At 74.5% G+C, this 21,200-nt stretch carries 18 protein-coding genes; 3 read left to right on the top strand and 15 right to left on the bottom strand.

Going from position 1 to position 21,200, the window contains the following annotated elements:
- Window positions 1-134: 134 nt before the first annotated feature.
- On the bottom strand, window positions 135-1,265 hold the full coding sequence (locus AS857_RS03420) for a PucR family transcriptional regulator (RefSeq protein WP_058041596.1): 1,131 nt from the start codon (window positions 1,263-1,265) through the stop codon (window positions 135-137).
- A gap of 346 nt (window positions 1,266-1,611) precedes the next feature.
- Between AS857_RS03420 and AS857_RS03415 the strand changes: the two genes are divergently transcribed.
- From AS857_RS03415 to AS857_RS03405, 3 genes are all read left to right on the top strand, one after another.
- A complete protein-coding gene (locus AS857_RS03415) occupies window positions 1,612-2,313 on the top strand; it encodes a hypothetical protein (RefSeq protein ID WP_245699566.1) in 702 nt (233 codons plus the stop codon).
- On the top strand, window positions 2,310-3,812 hold the full coding sequence (locus AS857_RS03410; protein WP_420823905.1) for an NADH-ubiquinone oxidoreductase-F iron-sulfur binding region domain-containing protein: 1,503 nt from the start codon (window positions 2,310-2,312) through the stop codon (window positions 3,810-3,812). The genes AS857_RS03415 and AS857_RS03410 overlap by 4 nt, the downstream gene beginning before the upstream one ends.
- Before the next feature lie 114 nt (window positions 3,813-3,926).
- Window positions 3,927-4,931: an SCO0930 family lipoprotein gene (locus tag AS857_RS03405; protein WP_058041594.1), complete on the top strand. Its 1,005-nt coding sequence runs from the start codon at window positions 3,927-3,929 to the stop codon at window positions 4,929-4,931.
- 59 nt (window positions 4,932-4,990) lie between these two features.
- Here AS857_RS03405 and AS857_RS39410 read toward each other — a convergent pair whose 3' ends face one another.
- The 14 genes from AS857_RS39410 to AS857_RS03340 all read right to left on the bottom strand — a co-directional run bounded on the left by AS857_RS39410 (window position 4,991) and on the right by AS857_RS03340 (window position 21,169).
- On the bottom strand, window positions 4,991-5,170 hold the full coding sequence (locus tag AS857_RS39410) for a hypothetical protein (protein WP_144440706.1): 180 nt from the start codon (window positions 5,168-5,170) through the stop codon (window positions 4,991-4,993).
- A gap of 76 nt (window positions 5,171-5,246) precedes the next feature.
- Window positions 5,247-5,966 carry a hypothetical protein gene (locus AS857_RS03400; RefSeq protein WP_058041593.1) on the bottom strand — a complete coding sequence of 240 codons (720 nt, stop codon included), beginning with the start codon at window positions 5,964-5,966 and terminating at the stop codon, window positions 5,247-5,249.
- Window positions 5,963-6,547, bottom strand: coding sequence for an RNA polymerase sigma factor (locus AS857_RS03395; protein ID WP_058041592.1), 585 nt, complete (start codon window positions 6,545-6,547; stop codon window positions 5,963-5,965). Before AS857_RS03395 ends, AS857_RS03400 begins: the two co-directional genes overlap by 4 nt.
- A 260-nt stretch (window positions 6,548-6,807) precedes the next feature.
- The gene (locus AS857_RS03390; RefSeq protein WP_058041591.1) at window positions 6,808-7,893 is read right to left on the bottom strand and encodes a polyprenyl synthetase family protein; all 1,086 of its coding nucleotides are present in this window, start codon (window positions 7,891-7,893) and stop codon (window positions 6,808-6,810) included.
- A gap of 177 nt (window positions 7,894-8,070) precedes the next feature.
- Entirely contained in the window at window positions 8,071-9,312 is a 1,242-nt protein-coding gene (locus AS857_RS03385) for an ATP-grasp domain-containing protein (protein ID WP_058041590.1), read from the bottom strand.
- 3 nt (window positions 9,313-9,315) lie between these two features.
- A complete protein-coding gene (locus AS857_RS03380; protein WP_058041589.1) occupies window positions 9,316-9,813 on the bottom strand; it encodes a flavin reductase family protein in 498 nt (165 codons plus the stop codon).
- Window positions 9,810-11,168, bottom strand: a complete 1,359-nt coding sequence (locus tag AS857_RS03375; protein ID WP_338058241.1) for an LLM class flavin-dependent oxidoreductase — start codon at window positions 11,166-11,168, stop codon at window positions 9,810-9,812. Before AS857_RS03375 ends, AS857_RS03380 begins: the two co-directional genes overlap by 4 nt.
- Before the next feature lie 96 nt (window positions 11,169-11,264).
- Window positions 11,265-12,224: a D-2-hydroxyacid dehydrogenase family protein gene (locus tag AS857_RS03370; protein WP_058041588.1), complete on the bottom strand. Its 960-nt coding sequence runs from the start codon at window positions 12,222-12,224 to the stop codon at window positions 11,265-11,267.
- 1 nt (window position 12,225) lies between these two features.
- Window positions 12,226-13,314 (bottom strand): mandelate racemase/muconate lactonizing enzyme family protein, encoded by a 1,089-nt coding sequence (locus tag AS857_RS03365; RefSeq protein WP_058041587.1) that lies wholly within the window; start codon window positions 13,312-13,314, stop codon window positions 12,226-12,228.
- Window positions 13,311-14,711 carry a DUF6025 family protein gene (locus AS857_RS03360; RefSeq protein WP_058041586.1) on the bottom strand — a complete coding sequence of 467 codons (1,401 nt, stop codon included), beginning with the start codon at window positions 14,709-14,711 and terminating at the stop codon, window positions 13,311-13,313. The genes AS857_RS03365 and AS857_RS03360 overlap by 4 nt, the downstream gene beginning before the upstream one ends.
- A complete protein-coding gene (gene acnA, locus AS857_RS03355) occupies window positions 14,708-17,287 on the bottom strand; it encodes an aconitate hydratase AcnA (RefSeq protein ID WP_058041585.1) in 2,580 nt (859 codons plus the stop codon). Before acnA ends, AS857_RS03360 begins: the two co-directional genes overlap by 4 nt.
- On the bottom strand, window positions 17,284-18,558 hold the full coding sequence (locus tag AS857_RS03350; RefSeq protein WP_058041584.1) for an MFS transporter: 1,275 nt from the start codon (window positions 18,556-18,558) through the stop codon (window positions 17,284-17,286). The genes acnA and AS857_RS03350 overlap by 4 nt, the downstream gene beginning before the upstream one ends.
- Complete coding sequence (locus AS857_RS03345; RefSeq protein WP_058041583.1) at window positions 18,546-19,736, bottom strand: ATP-grasp domain-containing protein; 1,191 nt, start codon at window positions 19,734-19,736, stop codon at window positions 18,546-18,548. Before AS857_RS03345 ends, AS857_RS03350 begins: the two co-directional genes overlap by 13 nt.
- The gene (locus AS857_RS03340; RefSeq protein WP_058042076.1) at window positions 19,733-21,169 is read right to left on the bottom strand and encodes a citrate/2-methylcitrate synthase; all 1,437 of its coding nucleotides are present in this window, start codon (window positions 21,167-21,169) and stop codon (window positions 19,733-19,735) included. The genes AS857_RS03345 and AS857_RS03340 overlap by 4 nt, the downstream gene beginning before the upstream one ends.
- Between the last annotated feature and the right edge of the window lie 31 nt (window positions 21,170-21,200).

Raw genomic sequence — 21,200 nt, 5'->3', positions numbered from 1 at the left:
GATCCCACCGGACCCCCGGCGCCGGGTGCGCCTCACCCCCCACTGCCACCCGGAGCCGGGAAGGCGGCGGCCCCGAACTGCCGGATTCGGGGCCGCTGCGCCATGTCCGGGCCGCCCGGCGGAGCGCGCAGGGCTCACAGGCCGTTGACCCGGGCCCGCCCTGCGGAGCCCAGCGGCTGCACGGCCGCGCCCACCGCCCGTGCGGTGCCGTGGGCCCGCGAGCGCAGCAGCCGGGCCCGGGCCAGCAGCCGCCGGCTGCGCAGCGCGAGCTCCAGTTCGAAGCGGCTGTGCGGCTCGCGCATCGCGGGACCGAAGAGCTTCTCGATCTGGCGCAGGCGGTAGCGCACGGTCTGCGGGTGCACCTTGAGCGTGCGGGCCGCCTCCGGTGCCCCGCCGCTCTCCAGCCAGGCCAGCAGCGTCACTTCCAGGCGTTCGCTCTGCCTCGGGGTGAGGTCGTCCAGGGGCCGCAGCCACCGTACGGACAGGGCCCGGGCCAGGGATTCGTCCTGCAGCACGATCAGGTCGGAGAGGTGGTCGTCGACGAACGTGACGCGTCCGCCCGGACCGTTCACCGTTCCCGCGAGGCCCAGCAGCCGCCGTGCCCAGCGCAGCGACGCCGCGGCTTCGGTGACCGGCACGGAGTGACCCACGGCGGCGGGCCGGCCGCCCAGCGCCGCCTCCAGGGCGGCGTCCAGCGCGGGCCGGGCCCGCGGCCCCGGGTCGGGGATCAGCAGGCACAGGTCGGCATCGACCGTGCCCGGCAGTCCCTGGCCCAAGGCCGCGGCCAGCTGGGACGTCAGCTGCGGGGACGGCTGCGGTACGAGGTGGGGCGCGGGCGACGGCACGTCGTTGGGGGTGGCGAGGACGACCGCCCGCACCCGGCGGGGCAGCGGCCAGCCGGCCTGGCCAGCGAGCTCGGTCAGCACGTCGGAGGGGATGCACCGGTCGTCGGCGAGCGCGGCGAAGAGGGCCTGGCGCGCCCGGGTGCCGGGCATGGCGGTGACGACGCGGGCGGGTTTTCGCCTCGGCTGCGGTATGCGCCCCGCGGCGGCCTCGGGCCCCAGCCCCAGCGTCTGCAGCAGCGCCTGCTCGACGGCGGTCCGCGTCGCTTCCGGGCCGATGCGCTGTGCGACCGCCGAGAACGCCGGTGTACTGCGCTGGAGTTCCTCGGCCAGCCGGGCGGCGACCGCGGGGACTTCCCTTCTCACGGCCCGGGACCACTCACCGCGCGGCCGCGACCAGATGCGGTTCAGGATTTCGCACATCGTCCTACCTCCGGACTTCCGTTCCGGGCGCGAGGGACGGGAAACCGGAAAATGCGGGCCGGGCCCCTCTCGCCTGAGTGGGCATCATCAGCAGTCGGCGGCCGTCAGGGGGACAGCCGTACGGGAATTTGTCACAGCGCGATAAACCTTATGAAGATCCTGCGGAGATGGACGATGCTTCTGCACATTCGGCCGCCGGGCTTCCCGTGGCCGACCGGTCACACCGTGTGAATTCAACAAGGGCCCTCCCGGCGGATATCGCCGAAGCGAGGGATTTCCGGATTTCTCAGGAACACGGGCGGTCGCCGGAAGCTCCGGAGACCGCCCGGCGGAGACCCGTATGCACATGTCGCGAATGCAAACTCTTCCTCGACCCCGGGCCACGAGGGCGCGGGCCCGGCCGCAGCTGCGGCCCTCGGCCCGCCCCGCCCTTCCGGCGGCGATCCTGCTTCTCCTTGCCGTCGCCGCCCGGGCCGGAGTGGCCGAACGGACGCAGGAGTTCCTCGACTTCGGCGCGGGGGTCCTCGCGCTCGTCTCGCTCACCTCCACCGTGCTGTGGGGGCTGGCCGCAACCGACCGGCGGCTGCTGGGCTCGGCCCACCGACTCCTCGCCCAGGGCGTGCACCGCGGGCTGGCCGTGGCCGGGCTCGGCTTTCTCGCCCTGCACATCTGGGTGAAGGTTGCCGAGGACCGTACCAGTACCGCGGCCGCGGCCGTTCCGTTCACCGACAACACGCAACCACTGCTCATCGGCCTGGGCACGATGGCGGGTTACCTGTTCGTCGCCGTCGCGGTCACCGGGGCGTTCCGCAGCGCGTTCAGCAGCGTCGGCAGCTCGCGCCAGTGGCGGGCCCTGCACATGGCGGCCTACCCCGCCTGGGGCGCGGCCCTGGTGCACGGACTGCACGCGGGCCGTCCCGCCGCCGGCTGGGCCACCGCGGCGTACGCACTGTGCCTGGCGGGAGTGGCGGGCGCCCTGGCCCTGCGCATGCGCTCGCGGCTGCGCGAGGAACGCCCGGGCCGCGGGGGCCGCGGAGGCACATTGTGAACCGGACCGTGCCCGCACTGGCCACCGTCGGACCGCCGAGGCTGCTGGCGGGCCTGGACGAGACGGCGTGGATGGACCGGGACGCCCACCTGGCCGTGCACGGCCCCGCCCCCGGCCTGGACGTCGGCGAACTCGCCGGGCTCGCCGAGGAGATCGGCCTGCGCGGCCGGGGCGGCGCGGGCTTCCTGTTCGCCCGCAAGCTGCGCGCGGTCGCCACGGCCCTGCACCGCAAGGGCTCTTCCGCCGCCGTCGTCGTCAACGGCAGCGAGGGCGAACCGGGCTGCCTCAAGGACACCGCCCTGCTGCTCTACGCCCCGCACCTGGTCCTCGACGGCGCCGTGCTCGCGGCGAAGGCGCTCGGCGCCCAGCGCGTGGCCGTCGGCGTGACCCGTCCCGACGTCGAGCGGTCGGTGAACCGCGCCATCGCCGAACGCGGCTCCTCCGAGCCCCGGGCGGACGTGACCCTGCTGCCCGAACGCTTCGTCACCGGCGAGAGCTCCGCGCTCGTCCGCGGCATCGACGGCGGCCCCGCGCTGCCGTCCGGCCGCAGGATCCGCACCAGCGAGAGCGGCCTCGGCGGCTCCCCCACCCTGCTCTCCAACACCGAGACCTTCGCCCAGCTCGCCGTCGCGGCACGGCTCGGGGCCGCGGGCTACGGCGCGTGCGGGCTGCCCACCGAGCCCGGCACCGTCATGCTGACCGTCGCCGGCACCCACGTGGTCGAGACCCCGACCGGCGTGCCCCTGACGTACATCCTCGACCTGTGCCGGACGGCGCCGGGCCAGGGCGTCCTGGTCGGCGGCTACCACGGCGGCTGGCTGCCGGCGCAGGCCGCCCGCTCGGCCACCGTCTCGCGCGACTCGCTCGCCGCGGCCGGCGGCGTCCTCGGCGCCGGAGCCGTACTGCCGCTGCCGGAGACGACCTGCCCCGTGGGCGAAGTGGTCCGGACGGCCCGGTGGCTGGCGGCCCAGTCGGCCGGCCAGTGCGGGCCCTGCGCCCTCGGTCTGCCCTCCCTCACGGACGCCCTGGCCGACGCGGCGGACGGCGGCGGGCAGCGCGCCCTGGACGCGGCCCGCGCGCGGATGGCCGCGGTGGAGCGGCGCGGCGCCTGCGCCCACCCCGACGGCACCGCCCGGTTCGTGGCCTCCGCGCTCACGGTGTTCACCGACGAGTTCGCCGCCCACGCCCTCGGGCACGGCTGCGCCCGCCCGACGCTCGGCGCCCTGCCGCTGCCCGAGGGGCCTGCCGTGCACACGTCCGTGTCACCGGCCCGTGCCGACGGCTCCGCCCGGCCGCCCGCCGAGCAGCTGCTCGTGGACTGGACGCTGTGCCGGGGGCACGGGTTGTGCGCGGACCTGCTGCCCGGGCTGCTGCGGCTCGGCGCGGACGGCTACCCCGAACGGGCCGTGATGCCCCTCCCGGCGCGGATGCGCGGCCGGGCCCTGCGGGCGGTGCGGCGCTGCCCCGCCCTCGCCCTGCGCATCGCGGCCGCCGGCTGAGCGCTTTCTGTCACCGGATGACAAATTTCCGGTCCCGTTGAGCGGACGAAGGACCCGCTCCGTATCCCCCCTGCAACGGCGGTTCACCGCCGGAACACGAGCAAAGGACGGTTCATGAACAAGCTGCGTCACGCCTCTCTCGCAGGAGCGGCGATCACGGTCATGATGCTCACGGCGGCCTGCGGCGGCGGTGACTCGTCCACGAAGGACGACTACGGCAAGGCCCCGGCCGGGAGCTCCTCCAAGATCGGCGAGGGGTACGGGGCCGGCGGCTACGGCTCGGGCGGCTCCTCGCAAACGCAGGCGAAGAACGCCCCGGCCAAGGAGATGACGGTGCGTGAGGCCCCGGGGATCGGCTCCGTCGTCGCCGACAGCGCGGGCATGACCCTCTACCGCTTCGACAAGGACACGGCGCAGCCGCCCGCCTCCACGTGCGACGGCGACTGCGCGAAGGCCTGGCCGCCCGTGCCCGCAGGCGATGCGACCGCGGCGTCCGGGATCGGGGCGAAGGTCGGGGAGGTGCAGCGCGCCGACGGGACCAAGCAGCTCACGCTCGCGGGCTGGCCCGTCTACCGCTACGCCAAGGACACCGCGCCCGGCGACACCAAGGGCCAGGGAGTGGGCGGCACGTGGAGCGCGTTCGCGCCGGACGGCAAGAAGGCGGGCGCGAAGCAGGAGGAGAAGGAAGGGGAGAAGGAAGGCGAGAAGGGCCAGGAGAAGGAGGGGGAGAAGCAAGGGGAGAAGCCCGCTGCCGCGGGCGTGTCCGTCGCCGACAACCCCGCCCTCGGCAAGATCCTCGTGGACGGCCAGGGCCGGACCCTGTACCGGTTCGCCAAGGACAGCGCCTGGCCGATGAAGTTCGCGTGCACCGGCACCTGCCTGGAGACCTGGAAGCCCGCCAAGCCCGTCGAGAAGAGCGCGGTGCGCGGGGTGCCGGAGAAGCTGATCACCACCGTCACCCGCCCGGACGGCACCGAGCAGCTGGCGGTCGACTGCTGGCCGGTCTACTGGTTCACGGGCGACAAGAAACCCGGCGACACGGCGGGGCAGGGCAAGCAGGGCCTGTGGTTCGCCGTGAACGACCAGGGCAAGAAGGTCACTTCGGCCCCTGCGGCCTGACGCGGGGACAGGCCGGCCCCGGGCCGGCCTGTCCGGCCGGCGCAGTCCGGCCCCGCGTGTCAGCGCCGCAGCCACGGTCCGAGGACCTCGGCCGCGGCGGGCAGGGTGCCGCTCAGGAGGGCGCCGACGATCTGGACGCGGTGGGCGCGGGCGAAGCGGCGCACGCCGGTGTGCTTCCGCGGCGCCGGGAACCGGCGTCGCCGGGGCCGGAGCGGTCGGGGGATGCGTGGTCGGGGCATGGTGATCCTTCGGTCCGGGGTGGGCATGGCGGTGCCCTGCGGCCCGCACGGGTCCGCAGGGCACGGGCGGCGGCGTTCAGCAGCGGTGGCAGAGGAGTTCGTCGCGTTCGGCCGGGGAGGCGTCGTCCAGGTAGCCCTCGGGGATGGGCACCTGCCCGTGTCCCGAGCCGGTGTTGACCTCGCGGATGTGTTCGCTGACGGCCGTCGGCCACGAGGCGGTGGCGGGGGCCCCGGCGTCGGGCCCCTCCCAGTCCTCGTCGCACAGGAATCCGCCGGCGTTCAGCTCGCGGTAGCAGTGGACGGCCTCGCCGGGCCGGTCGCGCAGCAGCCCCTCCAGGAAGAGGCAGTAGGCGCTGGTGGCGTCGTCGGCGCCGGCGGCGTACCGCCACCAGAACCGCGCCCCCGCCTCACAGCCGTTGAGGTAGAGCAGGCAGCCCAGGCCGCGGGCGCCCACGGGGTCGGTCGGGCGCTCGGCCTCCGCGAACTCCACCAGCCGCTCGGCCGCGCCGGGCGCCTGGGCGACCTGGCTGCACAGCTCCTTCAGATCGCGGCGCAGGCGCCGCTTGAGCTTCCACAACGAGGCGAGGGCCTCGTCGTCGACGGACTGCAGGAGCAGGTCGGCCAGTTCCGGGGAGGTGGGAACCAGCCAGTCGTGGGCCGGGCTGCGGGAGGCGAGGGCGCGGCGCCGCTCCACCTGCTCGATCCGGGCCCGCAGCAGGCGGTCGTCCTCGGCGCGCTGCTCGCTGCTGTAAGCGGGGGTCCGGATCTGCGTCCCGCGCAGGATGTCGTCGATCATCCGTGGTGGCCTTTCTCGTGAGCGGGCGGTTCGCCGGCGGGCGCGTCGAGGAGCGCGGCCAGGGCACTGCGGCCGGCGGCCAGGTGGGAGCGGACGGTGGAGGCGGCAAGGCCCGTGATGTCGGCGATCTCCTCGGGGGTGTAGCCGAGGAAGTAGTGCAGGGTGATGCAGCGGTTCTGCCGCTCGGAGAGCCGGGCCACGGCCCGGTGCACCTCCATGCGCGCGGTGATCTGGTCGACCTCCTCGCTGGGGATGCCGGCGATGGGCTTGACCGTGGGCTCGAAGGCGAGGCCGACCGGAACGCAGGGACGCCGGTCGCGTTTTCGTAGTATGTCGGCCACGACATCGCGGAGGATCTTGAAGGCGAAGGCGTCGGTGCTGGCGCTGGCCAGCGCGTCGTCCCAGTGCAGGTACAGCTTGAAGAAGGCCTCGTTCGCCGCCTCACGGGCGTCCTCCATCGAATACAGCTTGACGTAGGACCAGTTCACATAGGCGCCCCGTTTGCGCAGGACGAAGGACTCGTACACCACCGAGTGCTGATCCTTGGCGGCCGTGCCCAGCACGGCGTGCCGGGCGCTCACGCCGGACCCCGCACGTGGTGCTGTTCTGTGCGCCGTGCGAGGGTCGCCCCCCTGCGGCGTCCGGGCGGCGTCGTGCCGTCGAACATCACGTTTCCCTAGTCTCTTTTCCGAAGCGGTCCAGGCCTGCTGCCCCCCGACGACCCGGGAGAGCATCACGCGCTCTCACTTCTGATGCCGTCCCGGAGGCCCCGTGCGTCCAGTCCGTCGCATAAAAACCTTGACGGAACGTAACTTCGCCCGTGCGAACGGTGTTCGGACCGTCATGCGGTCCGGGCGGCGGCGCCCCGGGCCAGCCGGCGCAGGGCGCCGAGCGCGGCGGGCGGGAAGGACTCGTGGTCGAGGGCTTCCTCGGCCTGCTCGCAGCGGGACTGGATGAGCCGTTCGACCGTGGCGTGGGCGCCGGTCTCGGCGAAGACGGCACGGATCCGGTCGGCGCCCGTCTCGTCCAGGTCCGGGTTGCCGAGCAGGGCGTGCAGGGCCCGCCGCTGGGCGCGGTCGGCGCGTTCCAGGGCCAGGGCGACGAGCGTGGTGTGCTTGCCGTCGCGCAGGTCGTCCAGCCGGGGCTTGCCGGTGACGGCCGGGTCGCCGTAGACGCCGAGGAGGTCGTCGCGGAGCTGGAAGGCGTCGCCGAGCGGCAGGGCGTACTCGCTCAGCCGCGCGCGGAAGGCCGGGCCCGCGCCGGCCATGGCGGCGCCGATGTGGAGCGGGCGTTCGACCGTGTACCTGGCGGTCTTGCAGCGGACGATGGCCAGCGCGTGCGCGGTGCTCGCGGTGGGGCGGCCGGTGGCCAGCAGGTCGAGGCACTGGCCGTACATCACTTCGGTGCGCATCGCGTCGACGACGCGCAGGACGTCGGCGAGGCGGCCGGCGCGCAGTCCGGCGGTGTGCAGGAGCTCGTCGGACCAGACGAGGGCGACGTCGCCGATCAGGAGGGCGGCGTTACTGCCGAGCCGGTCGGCGGCGGCCGCGCTGCGGCCGGCCCGGTGGCGGTCGGCGAAGGCGCGGTGCAGGGTGGGCCGCCCGCGGCGGGTGGCGGAGTCGTCCATGAGGTCGTCGTGGACGAGGGCGAAGGCGTGGAACATCTCCAGGGAGGCCGCCACCCGCAGCGTCGGGGCGGGGGTGCCGTGGCCGCCGGCCGCGTGCCAGCCGATGACGCACAGCAGGGGGCGCAGCCGTTTGCCGCCCGAGAAGAGGAAGTCGCCGAGGAATTCGGTGACCACGGCCGGGTGGCCGTCCGCGGCGGCGGCGCGGGCCTTGCCTTCCAGGAATACGGACAGGACGGCGTCGACCTGACTGCGGACTGCGGGCAGGTCGAGCGGCGCGGTCGCGATATCAAGGGTCGACATGAGGCGGTCCCCTCCGCTGTCGCGTCCCAGCGCAAATGTACAACCGGAAGGGCCCGTTTCATCAGGGCGTCCGGGAGTGAACGGAGCGCTCCGGGGCGCGGACCGGCGCCGTCGGGCGCAGGTGCGCCACCGGCGCCGGAAGCCGCCGCGGCCCCGGGGGGCCGCGGCGGACCGCCGCTACGTCCAGCGTGCGTTCAGCGTCCACCACTGCGTGGCGTCGTTCAGCCGTCTGCCGGCCTCGGCCGCGGTGTCCGCGGTGACCAGGACGCCCGCAGCGGACTCGCCCAGGTACGTCATCCCCTCGCTCCTCGTCCCCGCAGCGAGGTGAAGGGTCAGCTCGACGCCCGGCACGGGGCAGGGGCCGGCCGGAGGGGCGAAGACGCCCTTGCCGGCCGGGAAGATGGCCCAGGCGGCCGCCGGGGCGGGAGCCGTGGGCTGTTCGGTGAGCGTGAGCGGCATGCCGCACTGGGCGCGCAGGCCCTCCTTGGCCAGGTGGACGCCGAAGGCCCGCTCGTAGGCGTCGGCGACGAGCACGCCCCCGGCGCGGCAGGCGATCTCGCAGAGCACGGGCCGTCCGTCGTCGCCGATCCACGCCTCAAGATGGAAGGCGGTGGTCTGCTCCGGTCGGGGCAGGGCGGCGATGACGGCGGCCGTGAACTCCATGAGGACGGGGGTGCGTTCGTCGTCCGGTGCGAGCAGCACGCTGCTGAGGCCGGTCGCGTCTTTCAGGTGCTCCGCCACGCCGCTGCTGTACTGGGAGGGCCAGCAGTGCACCACGGCGCCGTCCCGCATGATGCCGTCGACGTGGAAGAAGGGTGCGCGGACGAAGGCCTCCGCCATCCACCGGCCCGGCAGGAACGGTTCCTCGGAGCCCGCGGCCGTGCCGGCGGAGTCGAGAAAGGCGTCCAGGTCCTCCGCGGCGTGCAACATGGCGACGCCCTCGGCGCCCGCGCCGAAGCGCGGCTTGACGACGAGCGGGTAGCCGTGGGCGTCGATGAAGTCCAGCAGGTCCATCGCGTCGTCGACGGGCGCGAAGGCGGGCACCGTCAGACCGGCGTCCCGGGCGAGCCGCTTCATGACGGCCTTGTCCCGGTAGGCGAGCGCGGAGGCGGTGTGCTGGCCGGGCAGGCCGAGCCGCTCGCGCAGCCGGGCGGCCCGGATGACGTCGTCCTCGCTGGTGCTGGCGACGAGGCCGACCCCGAAGGAGCGGGCGGCCGTCTCCGCCGCCCGGTCGGCCGCCCAGGAGTCGTAGGAGTCGACGAGTGCGTGGCCGAGGAAGTGCTGCTCGACGACGTCTTCGGCGCCCTCGACGGCGGTGCGCGGCGTCACCAGCACGACGTTGCCGGCCGTTGCGCCGAGCCACTCCTGCAGGGGGCGCTTGCCGAGGGAACGGCGGGAGAAGAGGAGGATTTTGTGCACGGGTCAGATCCTTGCGGGTGTGGTGGAGCCGACGGCGCGCAGGGCGCCGTGCAGGTGGACCAGGCCGTCGGCGGGCTCGCCGCGCTCGGCGTGCTCGACGGCGGCCACGACCAGGTGGTGGTCGCCGGCCCGGACCACCTCGCGGCGCGAGCAGACGAGCCGCGCCGGGCAGCCCTCCAGCAGCGGTACGCCGTGGGGGCCGGTGCTCCAGCGCGTGGGCGGCGCGAACCGGTCGGCGCCCTTGGCGGCGAACCGTTCCGCCAGCTCGGTCTGACCGGCCCCCAGCGTCTGGATGCCGAACCAGTGCGCGTCCTTCATGCGCGCCCACGTCGACGAGGAGTCGGCCAGGGCGAAGGAGACCAGGGCGGGTTCGGCGCTCAGCGAGGTGAAGGAGGTGATGGTCACCCCGACGGGCCCGGCCGGGGTGGCCGCCGTGAGGACGGCCACGCCCGAGGCGTGGGCCCGGAGCACCGAGCGCAGGGTGGTGGCGTCGACGGTCACGACCCGCTCCCGGTGGGTGCGAAGGCGGGGCGCTGCAGCCCGAGGTGGTCGCGCAGCGTGGTGCCCTCGTACTCGGTGCGGAACAGCCCGCGGCGCTGCAGCTCGGGGACGACGAGGTCCACGATGTCGTCGAGGCCGTCCGGGAGGTAGCCGGGCATGACGTTGAAGCCGTCGGCGCCGCCCTCGGTGAACCAGGATTCGAGCTCGTCGGCGATGGTCTCCGGCGTGCCGAGCAGGAAGCGGTGGCCGCGGCCGCCGGCGACGGAGAGGAACAGCTCCCGGATGGTCAGGCCCTGGCTGCGGGCCTGCTCGTAGACGAGCTGCTGCCGGCTGGTGCTGCCCTCGGTGGGCGGGAGTTCGGGCAGCGGGCCGTCCAGCGGGAGGTGGGAGATGTCGACGTCGCCGAGGAGGCCGGTGAGCAGGCCGAGCCCGACGACGGGATCGACGAGGTCCTGCAGGACGGCGTACTTGTCCTCGGCCTCGGCCTGCGTGCGGCCGGCCACGATGAAGACGCCGGGGAGGACCTTGACGTCGTCGGGGTTGCGGCCGTGGCCGGCCACCCGGTCCTTGACGTCCTTGTAGAAGACCTGGGCCTGGCCGAGGGTCTGCTGCGCGGTGAAGACGACCTCGGCCCACCGGGCCGCGAAGTCCATGCCGTCGCCCGAGGAGCCGGCCTGCACGATGACGGGCCGGCCCTGCGGGGAGCGGGCGAGGTTGAGGGGGCCGCGCACCTGGAAGTGCTCGCCCTTGTGGCCGAGGACGTGCAGCTTCGCGGGGTCGAAGTAGCGGCCGGACTCCTTGTCGTAGAGGAACGCGTCGTCCTCCCAGGAGTCCCACAGGCCGGTGACGACCTCCATGAACTCCCGCGCCCGGTGGTAGCGCGCGGCGTGCGCGGGCTGCCGGTCCAGGTTGAAGTTCTGCGCCTCGGCGTCCGTCACCGAGGTGACGACGTTCCAGCCCGCGCGCCCGGCGCTGAGGTGGTCGAGGGAGGAGAACTTCCGCGCGACGTTGAAGGGCTCGTTGTACGTGGTGGACGCGGTCGCCGTGAGGCCGATGTGCGTGGTGTGCACGGCGAGGGCCGACAGCAGCGTGAGCGGCTCGAAGTGGACCATGCGGCCCTGGCGGCTGAGCTCGTCGGCGTCCCTGTAGTGCGTGCGGACGCCCGCGCCGTCGGAGAGGAAGACCATGTCGAACTTGCCGCGCTCGGCGGTCTGCACCAGGGAGCGGTAGTAGGCGAAGTCGAGGCCCCCGTCCGGGCGGGCGTTGGGGTGCCGCCAGGCGGCGACGTGGTGTCCGGGCGCCGGGAGGAAGGCACCGAGTTTCATCGTGCGACGAGCCGTGCTGATGATGCTCACAGAAGTGCTCCGGTGGGACGGGTGGGGCAAGGGAAAGAGGTGGGACGGGTGGCCGGCCGGCGCGAGGCGGCCGGCCGGGGCCGGGCGGGTTCCGCCTCAGCCGAGGCGGCGGACGGGCGAGCCCGCCAGGAACGCCTGGATGTCCTCGACGGCGTGGCCGTAGTAGGTCGCGTAGTTGCTGCGGGAGACGTAGCCGAGGTGCGGGGTCGCGAGCAGGCGGGGCGCGCTGCGCATCGGGTGGTCCTCCGGCAGCGGCTCGACGTCGAAGACGTCGACGCCGGCGCCGGCGATGGTCCCGCCGTGCAGCGCCGCGAGGAGCGCGTCCTGGTCGACGATGGCGGCCCGCGAGGTGTTGATCAGATAGCTGGTGGGCCGCATCAGGCCGAGCTCCGCGGCGCCCAGCAGGCCCCGCGTGCGGTCGCTCAGCGCCAGGTGGACCGAGACGAAGTCGCTGGTCTCCAGGAGCTCCTCCTTGGAGGCCGCGAGGCCGGTGCCCACCTCGTCGGTGCGCTCCTTGGTGAGGTTCTGGCTCCAGGCCACCACCTCCATGCCGAAGGCGAGGCCCACCTGGGCGACCCGGCTGCCGATCTTCCCCAGCCCGAGCAGGCCGAGGCGGCGGCCGTGCAGGTCGGCGCCGACGGTGGACTGCCAGGGGCCGCCGAGGCGCAGCGCGGTGGCCTCGGGGACGATGCCGCGGGCGAGGCCGAGGAGCAGGGCCCAGGTCAGCTCGACGGGCGGGGTGGAGGAGCTGGCGGTGCCGCACACGGTGACGCCGTGCTGCTCGGCGGCGGCGTGGTCGATGACGGAGTTGCGCATGCCGGAGGCGACGAGCAGCTTCAGCCGGGGCAGCCGGGCGAACAGGGACGCCGGGAAGGGGACGCGCTCGCGGAGGGTGACGACGATGTCGAAGTCCGCGAGGGCGGCGGCGAGTCCGTCCTCGGTGGCGAAGTGCTCGGGGAAGGAAACGACGTCGACGTCGTCGGCGACGGGCGACCAGTCGGCGACGGTGGTCGCGACGGACTGGAAGTCGTCGAGGACGGCGCAGCGGAGTTTCATGTCAGCTCTCTTCATCGGTGGTGTCTGTTGCGGTCACGCCGAGGCCGGGGCCGTCGGGCATCAGGAGCGTCCCCTCGTCGATCCGCAGGCCGCGGAAGGGGTCGTCGGTCAGGTCGACGTGGCCGTCCAGGTCGAGGTGGTCGGCCAGGGGGGCGAGCTGGGCCATGGCGGTGACACCGAGTGCGCTCTCGGTCTTGCAGCCGAGCATCACCTTCAGCCCGGCCCGCCGGGCGAGGGTGGCGGTTTCGTGGGCGCGCCGCAGGCCGCCGCACTTGGTCAGCTTGATGTTGACGGCGGAGACGCTGCCGCGCAGCCGCAGGACGTCCTCGGGGCCCGTGCAGTCCTCGTCGGCGACGACGGGCAGGGGGGCGTTCTCGTGGACGTAGCGCAGGCGGTCGGCCGGGCCGGGCGGTACGGGCTGTTCGAGGAGTTCCACGCCGTGCCGGTCGAGTTCGCGGGCGACCTCGACGGCGCGCTCGGGCGTCCAGGAGCCGTTGCCGTCGACCCAGATGCGCCCGTCGTAGACCTCGCGCAGGACCCCGGCCCGGCTGCCGTCGTCCTCGGGGGTGAGCTTGAGCTTGAGGACGGGCCAGTGGGCCAGGGCCCGGCCGCGGCGGATCAGTTCCTCGTCCGAGCCGGCGCCGATGGACAGGGCCGTCGGGGCGAGGGGCTGCCCGGCGAGTCCGAGCAGGGCGTGCAGCGGGAGTCCGGCCCGTTTGCCGAGCAGGTCGTGGAGGGCCATGTCGACGGCGGCGACCACGGCCGGGCGGATCCCCGCCGCGTGCAGCCGGCCGAGGGTGCGGGCGAGGGCGAGCGGGGAGGCGTCGGTGAGCAGCGGCAGGCAGGCGTCGAGCTCGCCGGGTCGGGTCGCGAGGGCGGTGCCGTATCCGGTCAGGCCCTCCCAGTGCAGCACGAGCACCTGCTGGTGCACGTGGGTGGTCAGGCCGGTGTTGCTGGAGAACGGCTCGGCGAGCGTGGCGCGGAGGGTGTGGTGCTCGGCCTTCACGGGTCCGCCGACGGGTCCGTTCACGGGCCCGCTCGTGCTGCGGCTCGCGCTGCGGCCGGTGCTGCGGCCGGTGCTGCGGCTCATGCGTTGATCACCTCCTCGAAGGCCCCCACGACCGCCGAGGCCTGGCGGAAGGTGAGGTCCCGGAAGCCTTCGGGCTCGACGGGGACGGACGGCTCGCGCAGAACCCCGTCGTGCGGGACGCCGCTGCCGTCGCGGAACCTGCCGCGCAGGTACGCGGAGAAGCCCTCGCCGTGCTCCTGCAGCCAGCCGGTCGCGGTGTCGTAGGCGGCATCGGGCCGGGCTGCGCCGACGGTGCGCAGGAGCGCGGCCATCAGCTCCGCGTCGCGCGGGTCCGTGCCGGCCGGGCAGAGCATGAAGACGGGCGCCGGCAGCAGCACCACGCACAGGGGCCGGGCCTCGGGGAAGGAGCGGACGAGGGTGGAGGCGATGGCGCGCATCCCGCGGACCGTGGCCTTGCGGGTGAAGTAGCCGCCGCGGCGGGGCGGGCAGCCGGCCATGGCCCGCGCGCCCCAGTGCAGGTGGGTGACGAACGGGTCCTCGTCGTGGCCCGCGGGCCCGTCGGGGAGGTGGGTGCCGAAGAGCCCGGTCAGGACGCTGGTCAGCAGGTGGGACACCACGGGCAGGACGGGCGGCAGCGCGCCCAGCCGGTCCTGGAAGTCCTGCGGGCCGGTCAGGGCGCGGAAGGGCTCCAGGGCCGCTTCCGCGAGGGCGCGGGCCGAGCCGTAGCGGTGGCCTGCGAGCAGGAAGCCGCGGCCGTCGGCCCGGATCTCGCAGCGGGAGACCTCTCCGTCGAGCCGGACGGCGTGGCTGATCAGCTCGCCGAAGGCGCGCCGCGGGCCCGGGCCCGCGGCCGCCTCCTCCAGCAGGAGGGTCAGCATGCTCGTGAACGCCTCGGCGTTCGCGACGATCGAGGAGGCCTCCAGCTCGAAGCGGTACCCGGCGATGGTGTGCATGCGGCGCCAGTGCAGGTCCACCAGCGGGACGAGGCTTCCCTCGTGCTCGGTGCTGACGAGCGGGCAGAACAGCGGGCGGCTGCGGTCGCGGCGCACGAACGCCCGGCCGTCCCAGCTGAAGAGCGGCAGGACGCGCCGCCCGCCCCGGTCGACGACGGACCCGGGAAGGTAGACGGCGTCGCCGCCGGCCGGGGTGTCGCCGTCCGGTTCGGTCTCGGTCTGCGTGAAGCCGTAGATCAGCGGATAGCCGTGCCCCTGCCCGCAGATGGCGGTGTTGAAGTCCATCGGCCCGGAGCGCCCGAGGGCGATGTCCTCCCAGTTGCCGAGGTGCCCGGTGCGCGGGGGCAGCAGGGCGTCGTCCTTGTGGATCAGGTCCAGGACGGTGCCGACGGGCACGTCGCGCGTGCCGAGGTGGACGGGGGCGAAGGACTGCGTCCGGCCGGCGAGCGCCTCGGCCCCGGCGGCGTCGAGCAGGTCCAGCCCGGCGAGGATGTCCCGGCTCATGCTTCTCCCCCGCCGTCCTCCTGCCCGGCGGCCTCCAGCCGGCCGAGCAGGTGGGGGAGGGTGCCGCCCGCGAGGAGCACGTCCCACTCCCCCGTCGAGTGGACCTCGGCGCGGGCCGTGAAGGCGGTGCCGCCGGCCACGACGCGCACCGTGCCGGTGTCGCGCAGGTGCTCCAGGCCCTCCAGCGCGAACTCCTCGTGGCCGGTGAGACCGAGCGCGGCCCAGCTCTTCCCGTCCGGGAGGAGCAGCGGCAGGATGCCCATGGCGCAGAGGTTGGCCCGGTGGATGCGTTCGAAGCTCTCGGCGAGGACGGCCCGTACGCCCAGCAGCCAGGGGCCCTTGGCCGCCCAGTCGCGGGAGGAGCCCTTGCCGTAGTTCTTCCCGGCGAGCACGACCAGCGGGGTGCCGGCGGCCTCGTAGCGGCGGGCCGCCTCGTGGACGGGCAGCCGTTCGCCGCTCGGGATGTGGAGGGTGGTGCCGCCGCTGCCGCCGGGCCCGGTCAGGGCGTTGTGCAGCCGCGGGTTGGAGAAGGTGCCCCGGGCCATGACCTCGTGGTTGCCGCGGCGGGAGCCGTAGGAGTTGAAGTCCGTCACGCCCCGCTCGCGCAGGTGGATGCCGGCGGGCGAGTCCTCCGGTATGGCGCCGACCGGGGAGATGTGGTCGGTGCTGACGTCGTCGCCGAGGGCGAGCAGGGCGCGGGCGGCGCGCACGGGTGCGCCGGCGGGGCGGGTGGCGCCCACGAAGGCGGGGAGCCGGATGTAGGTGGAGTCCTCGTCCCAGGGGAAGACCGGGCCGTCGGGTGCGGTGATGGCGTCCCAGCCGGGGTCGTCCCCCTCGGCGGCGGCGAACAGCTCGGGGGTGAGGAACTCCTCTTCCAGCGCGGCCAGTTCGGCGCCGGTGGGCCAGATGTCGGCCAGCAGGACGGGCTCGCCGTCGCTTCCGGTGCCCAGCGGTTCGCTCTCCAGGTCCGTGCGGACGGTGCCGGCGAGGGCGAGGGCGACGACCAGCGCGGGCGAGGCGAGGTAGCCCGCGCGGACCTGGCCGTGGACGCGTGCCTCGAAGTTGCGGTTGCCGCTGAGGACCGCGGCGACGTTCAGGCCGTGCGCGTCGACGGTCTCCCCGACGCCGTCGTTGAGGGGCCCGCTGCCGCCGTTGCAGGTCATGCACCCGTAGCCGGCGACGTGGAAGCCCAGCTTCTCCAGGTGGGGCAGCAGCCCGGCGTCCTCCAGGTAGCGGGTGACGGCGCGGGAGCCGGGCGACAGGCTCGTCTTCACCCGGTCCGGGACGGACAGGCCGCGCTCGACGGCGCGCCGGGCCAGGAGGCCGGCGGCCAGCATGGCCTTCGGGTTGGACGTGCTGGTGCAGGAGGTGATGGAGGCGATGACGATGTCGCCGTCGCTCAGGCCGTTCGCGGTGCGCACCGGCCCGCCGTGGAACCGGGCGAAGGAGCCGGGCAGTTCGGGGATGGCGATGCGCTGGTCGGGCTGGCTCGGTCCGGCGAGGCTCGGCCGCACGGCACCGAGGTCGAAGTCGACGACGCGGCCGAAGCACGGCTCGGGGCCGCGGCCGCCCTCCTCCCTCAGCAGGTGCTGGTGGCGGCAGTACGCCTCGGCCAGGCGGACGTCCTCGTCGCGGCGGCCCGTCTGCCGCAGGTAGCGCAGGGTCTCGGCGTCGACGGGGAAGTACGCCGCCATCGCGCCGTACTCCGGGGCCATGTTGGCGACGGTGCACCGGTCGGCGGCGGACAGCGCGTCGATGCCGGGGCCGGTGAACTCCACCAGCAGGCCGCGCACGTTCTCCTCGCGCAGCCGCTGCGTGAGGGTCAGCACCACGTCGGTGGGCGAGACGCCGGGCCGGACCGTGCCGGTGAGGCGGACGCCCACGATCGCGGGGATGCGGATCGGCTGGGCGAGGCCCAGCATCAGGGCCTCGGCCTCCAGGCCGCCGACGCCCCAGCCCAGCACTCCCAGCCCGTTGACCATGGTGGTGTGGCTGTCGGTGCCTATGACGGTGTCCGGGAACAGCAGGCCGTCGGCGCCGGTGGCGACGACCGTGGCGAGCTGCTCCAGGTTCACCTGGTGCACGATGCCGCGGCCCGGCGGGATCACCCGCACGCCGTCGAAGGCGCTCCGGGCCCACTTCAGGAACGCGTAGCGCTCGGCGTTGCGGGCGTGTTCGAGCGCCTCGTTGCGGGCCTGCGCGTCCGGGCGGCCCGCCCAGTCGGCCTGCACCGAGTGGTCGACGACCACGTCGACCGGCAGCACCGGGTTGACCCGCTCGGGCCGGTCCACGCGGCTGCGCAGCGCCGCCAGGTCGACCAGCAGCGGGATGCCGGTGTAGTCCTGCACGAGGATGCGGGCGGGCGGGAAGGCCATCTCCAGGCCTGCCTCCTCGCCCGCGGCCAGCCGTCCCGCGAGGAGGGCCGCCTTCCCGGGCTCGCCCGCGCGCAGCAGCGCCTCCAGCAGGATGCGTCCGCTGTACGGCACGGCCGCGAGGTCCACGCCGTGCTCGGCGGCGAACCGCGGCAGGCTGTACAGCTGCGCGTCGCGTCCCGCGAGCTGCTCCCGGGTGATCACGTGGCAGTCACTTCCTTCTCGTCCCCCGACGTCTCGTTACGTGTCGTGCCGTCCTGCCGTGCCGCGCCGTCCTCGCCGGGCGTCTCCCGGTCCCCCGCGACGGCCCCCGCCAGCAGCACGTACGCCGCGACGACGACCGCACCGGCCAGCAGGGCGAAGGCCAGTGACCGCTGCTCCAGGCGGGAGACGACCGGCACCAGGGCAGCCGAGACTCCCGCCGTGACGAGGTTGCGGGCGGTGCCGATCCGGCCGCGCACGGCCTTGCCCGCCCGGAGCTGCAGGGCGGTGGTCACCGTCGTCCAGGAGACGGTGTTGCACGCGCCCAGGACGAGCGCCAGGCCGATCACGACGGGGCCGCCCGGCCCGGCCGCGAGGGCCGCGAAGCACAGTGCCTGCCCCGCGAGCCCGGCCCGTACCGCGCCCTTCGGCCCCAGCCTCGCTTCGAGGGGGCCGAGGGCGGGCGCGGCGCAGATCGCGCCGACGGCGAAGGCGCAGTCCATGGCCGACAGCCAGTAGGCGCTGCCGCCGAAGTGCCGTGCGACCAGGGCGAACAGCAGCAGGTTGAACAGCACCACGGCGATGTTGTCCGCGGTGCCCAGCAGGAGGTGGCGGGCGAAGCCCCGCTCCGTGCGCAGCAGTGCGACGACCGGGCCCCAGCCCGCCGAGGCCCCCTTGCCCTCCGCGGGCTCCGCCTCGGGCCGCGGCATCCGCGCGGCGGCGATGGCCAGGCCCGACAGGAGGAAGCCGGCACCGGTGACCAGGAAGCACGCCGAGGCGCCCCAGCCCTGGATGATCACTCCGGCCACGGCGGCCCCGAGCAGCGCCCCGCCCTGCTGGGCGATGTTCGAGTAGGCGTTGAAGGTGCCCAGCGCCGCGCCGGGCACGGCGGCCGGCGCCATCGAGAACATGGCGCCCCGGTAGAAGGGCTGCCCCGCCTTGATGCACAGGGACATCGCCATGATCCAGCCCAGGGGGCTCGGCCCGGAGAGCATGACGCACCCGATGGCGATGAGCGCCGTCCCCCGGGCGAGCTCGATCGCGGTGCAGATGCGCCGCGGGTCGCCGCGGTCCACCCACGGGCCCGCCACCAGGGGAACCGTGAAGGTGAGGAGCTGTTCGACGATCAGGACGATGCCGAAGGCGGCGATCGAGCCGGTCTCGTCGTAGAGCAGCTTCCCGGCGGCCAGGGTCTGCATGCCGCCGCCGAGGCTGGTGGCCAGGGTGCCGCCGAGCAGCCAGGCGCCGGGCCGGCCCAGCTTCACCCCGCGCATGCCACCACGAACCTCAGCTTCCCGGCCGCCGCCCGGCTGCGCTCCACGGCTTCCTCGCCGGTCGCGCCGGTGGCGATGACGCAGGCGGCCCTGCCCTGGCTGGTGAGCGTCCTCGCGAGCACCGCGCCCGGCTCCTGGAGCTGTTCGACGGTGACGACGCCGGGCAGCGCGGCGGCCTCCTGCGTGCCCTCCGTGCGCTCCAGGACGCCGGCGGCGGAGGGCGTGACGAAGGTGATCGCGGCCGCGCGGAACGCCTCGGTGAACAGGTCGGGCACGACCGTCTCCCCCGCCACCTGCCGGATCCAGGCGGTGTCGAGGTCGATGCCCAGGGCGAGTTCGGCCAGTTCGACGATGTGGTCACCGCCGAGCCGCAGGTGGGTCTCGACGACGCGCAGCCCGCCGGCCGTGGCGATGACTTCGGTGTGCGTGGGCCCGTCCGTCACGCCGAGGGCGTCGAGCACCCGCGGGACGTACGCGTCGACGGCGGCCCGCAGCGCGTCGTCCACGGGCGCGGGCACGCAGTGGCCGGTCTCCACCCGGGTGGCCTCGTCGGTGAACTTCTGGGTCACGCAGACGACGCGGTGCTCCCCCTTCTCGGAGAGCGCCTCGACGCTGTACTCCTCGCCGTCGAGGAAGCCCTCGGCGAGCATCCGGTACCCCTCGGGCAGCCGGGCGGGGACGTCCGCGGCCGAGCGGACGACGGTGACGGCCGCGCTGCCGCTGCCGTCGACCGGCTTGACCACCAGCGGATAGCCGTGCTCGGCCGCGAAGGCCGTGACGTCGTCGCGCCCGCCGATCTCGCGCGCAGGGGTGGGGTCGACCCCGGCCTGCCGGAGCGCGTCGCGCATCAGGTGCTTGTGGCGGGTGGCGCGGACGGTCTCCAGCGCGTGGTACGGCAGGCCGAGCGCGCCGGCGATCACGGCGGCGAACTCCTGCGTCTCCTCGTTGAACCCGCCGATGGCGTCCACGGGGTCGTGCTCGTGCACCATGCGGGCGGCGGCGACCCACTCGGCCACCCCGGCCGTGTCGGGCAGCGCGACGATCCGCTCGTACATCGACAGGTCCCGCTGGGTGCGCACCCGGGACAGCTCGGCGACGACGCTCAGGCGCAGGCCGAGGCGGTGGGCCTTGGCGTGCATCTGCCGGGAGCGGCCGATGCACAGCAGGTGGCGGCTCATGCGGCGCCTCCCGCGTAGCTGCGCGAGCGGGGGCCGTCGTAGGCCAGCAGGGGGCGGATGAGCACGTTGTTGGCGTGCTGTTCGAGCACCTGGGCGACCCAGCCGGCGGTGCGGCCGACGACGAAGAGGGGCACGGCCAGGTCGTCGGGCAGGCCGAGCAGCCGGTAGGCGAGTCCCGCGTACAGGTCCACGTTGGGGGCGACGCCGCGCCGGGCGTACGGGCCCATCGCGGCGGCGACCGCGTCGAGGATGTCCAGGCCCCGGGTGTCCCCGCGCTCCGCGCTCAGCTCGGCGACGGTGGCGCGCAGGTGGCGCACCCGCGGGTCCTCGGTGCGGTAGACGCGGTGGCCGAAGCCCATGACGGGCTCGCCGCGGCCGTGCAGCTCCTGCACGTAGGCGCCGGCGTTCTCGGGGCTGCCGACGTCGTCGATGAGGCGTACGACGCGCTCGGCCGCACCGCCGTGCACCGAGCCCCCGAACGTCGCCACGGCGGCGGTGAGGGCGGCGGTCATCCCGGCGCGGGAGCCGGTGGCCACGCGCGCGGCGAACGCGGAGGCGTTGGAGCTGTGGTCGGCGTGGACGATCAGCCCCTTGTTCATGAAGCGGACCGCCGCGGGGGTGGGCTCCGCGCCCAGGAGCACCGTCAGGAACGCCTCGACGGCGGGCACGTCCTCGGCCGGCAGGACCGGCTCGCGGCCCTCCCGGACGGCGTGGTGGGCCGCGACCAGCATGGGGATCCGGGCCAGCAGCGTGATCCCCGCGTCGAGCGCCTCCCCGTACGTCTCGTCCGCCGCGGCGTCGCGCCGGGGCCCGTAGGCGGCGAGGGCGGGCAGGCAGGTGAGCAGCGCGTCCATGGGGTGGGCGTGGGCGAGCGAGCGGACGAGGGAGAGCACCTCGGGCGGCAGGGCGCGGCGGGCTTGCAGCTCCTTCTCGAACGCTGCGCGGGCGTGCGCGTCGGGCAGTTCGCCGTGGACGAGGAGGTGGGCCACCTCGGTGTACGAGGCGTGCTCGGCCAGGTCGTGGATGCTGTATCCGCGGTACTCCAGGACGCCCTCGGCACCGTCGATGCGGGTGATGGTGGTGTAATCGAAGCTGACGCCTTCGAGCCCGCGGCGGACGGCCTTGTCGGGCTGCGGTGCCGTTGCCGCCGCCGGTGCGGCGGGCTTCTCCTCCGCCGCGGGCGCCGGGCCCGCGCCCTCGGCGGAGGAGGGGCCCGCGTGCTCGGCGGCGAAGGCGCGGATCGCGGCCACCGTCCGCAACTCCAGGGTGAGTTCGTCGTCGACGGGGGTGCCATACGCGTTCTCCAGGGCCATCATCAGCGTCACGTGCCCCAGGGAGTCCCACTCCCGAATGGACTGGTACTCCAGGTCGGCGGTGATCCTGCCTTCGTCGATCCTGAGGGTGTGCGCGATCAGCTGGTCGACGCTGTTCATGTTCTTCTCCACGGAGCGGTCTTCGAGGCGT

Origin of the sequence: Streptomyces roseifaciens, from assembly GCF_001445655.1 — a bacterium.
GTDB classification, from domain to species: Bacteria; Actinomycetota; Actinomycetes; order Streptomycetales; family Streptomycetaceae; genus Streptomyces; species Streptomyces aureoversilis.
Note: the sequence above shows the minus strand (reverse complement) of the source record. Positions and strands in the feature narration are given on the sequence as shown.

Bases quoted from the DNA above. Each gene is read 5' to 3' on its own strand.
- AS857_RS03390 (WP_058041591.1), bottom strand. From the start codon at position 7,893: ATGTCGACCCTTGATATCGCGACCGCGCCGCTCGACCTGCCCGCAGTC.
- AS857_RS03400 (WP_058041593.1), bottom strand. From the start codon at position 5,966: ATGATCGACGACATCCTGCGCGGGACGCAGATCCGGACCCCCGCTTAC.
- AS857_RS03420 (WP_058041596.1), bottom strand. From the start codon at position 1,265: ATGTGCGAAATCCTGAACCGCATCTGGTCGCGGCCGCGCGGTGAGTGG.
- AS857_RS03345 (WP_058041583.1), bottom strand. From the start codon at position 19,736: ATGAGCCGCCACCTGCTGTGCATCGGCCGCTCCCGGCAGATGCACGCC.
- AS857_RS03350 (WP_058041584.1), bottom strand. From the start codon at position 18,558: ATGCGCGGGGTGAAGCTGGGCCGGCCCGGCGCCTGGCTGCTCGGCGGC.
- AS857_RS03415 (WP_245699566.1), top strand. From the start codon at position 1,612: ATGTCGCGAATGCAAACTCTTCCTCGACCCCGGGCCACGAGGGCGCGG.
- AS857_RS03405 (WP_058041594.1), top strand. From the start codon at position 3,927: ATGAACAAGCTGCGTCACGCCTCTCTCGCAGGAGCGGCGATCACGGTC.
- AS857_RS39410 (WP_144440706.1), bottom strand. From the start codon at position 5,170: ATGCCCCGACCACGCATCCCCCGACCGCTCCGGCCCCGGCGACGCCGG.
- AS857_RS03340 (WP_058042076.1), bottom strand. From the start codon at position 21,169: ATGAACAGCGTCGACCAGCTGATCGCGCACACCCTCAGGATCGACGAA.
- AS857_RS03365 (WP_058041587.1), bottom strand. From the start codon at position 13,314: ATGAGCCGCAGCACCGGCCGCAGCACCGGCCGCAGCGCGAGCCGCAGC.
- AS857_RS03360 (WP_058041586.1), bottom strand. From the start codon at position 14,711: ATGAGCCGGGACATCCTCGCCGGGCTGGACCTGCTCGACGCCGCCGGG.
- AS857_RS03370 (WP_058041588.1), bottom strand. From the start codon at position 12,224: ATGAAACTCCGCTGCGCCGTCCTCGACGACTTCCAGTCCGTCGCGACC.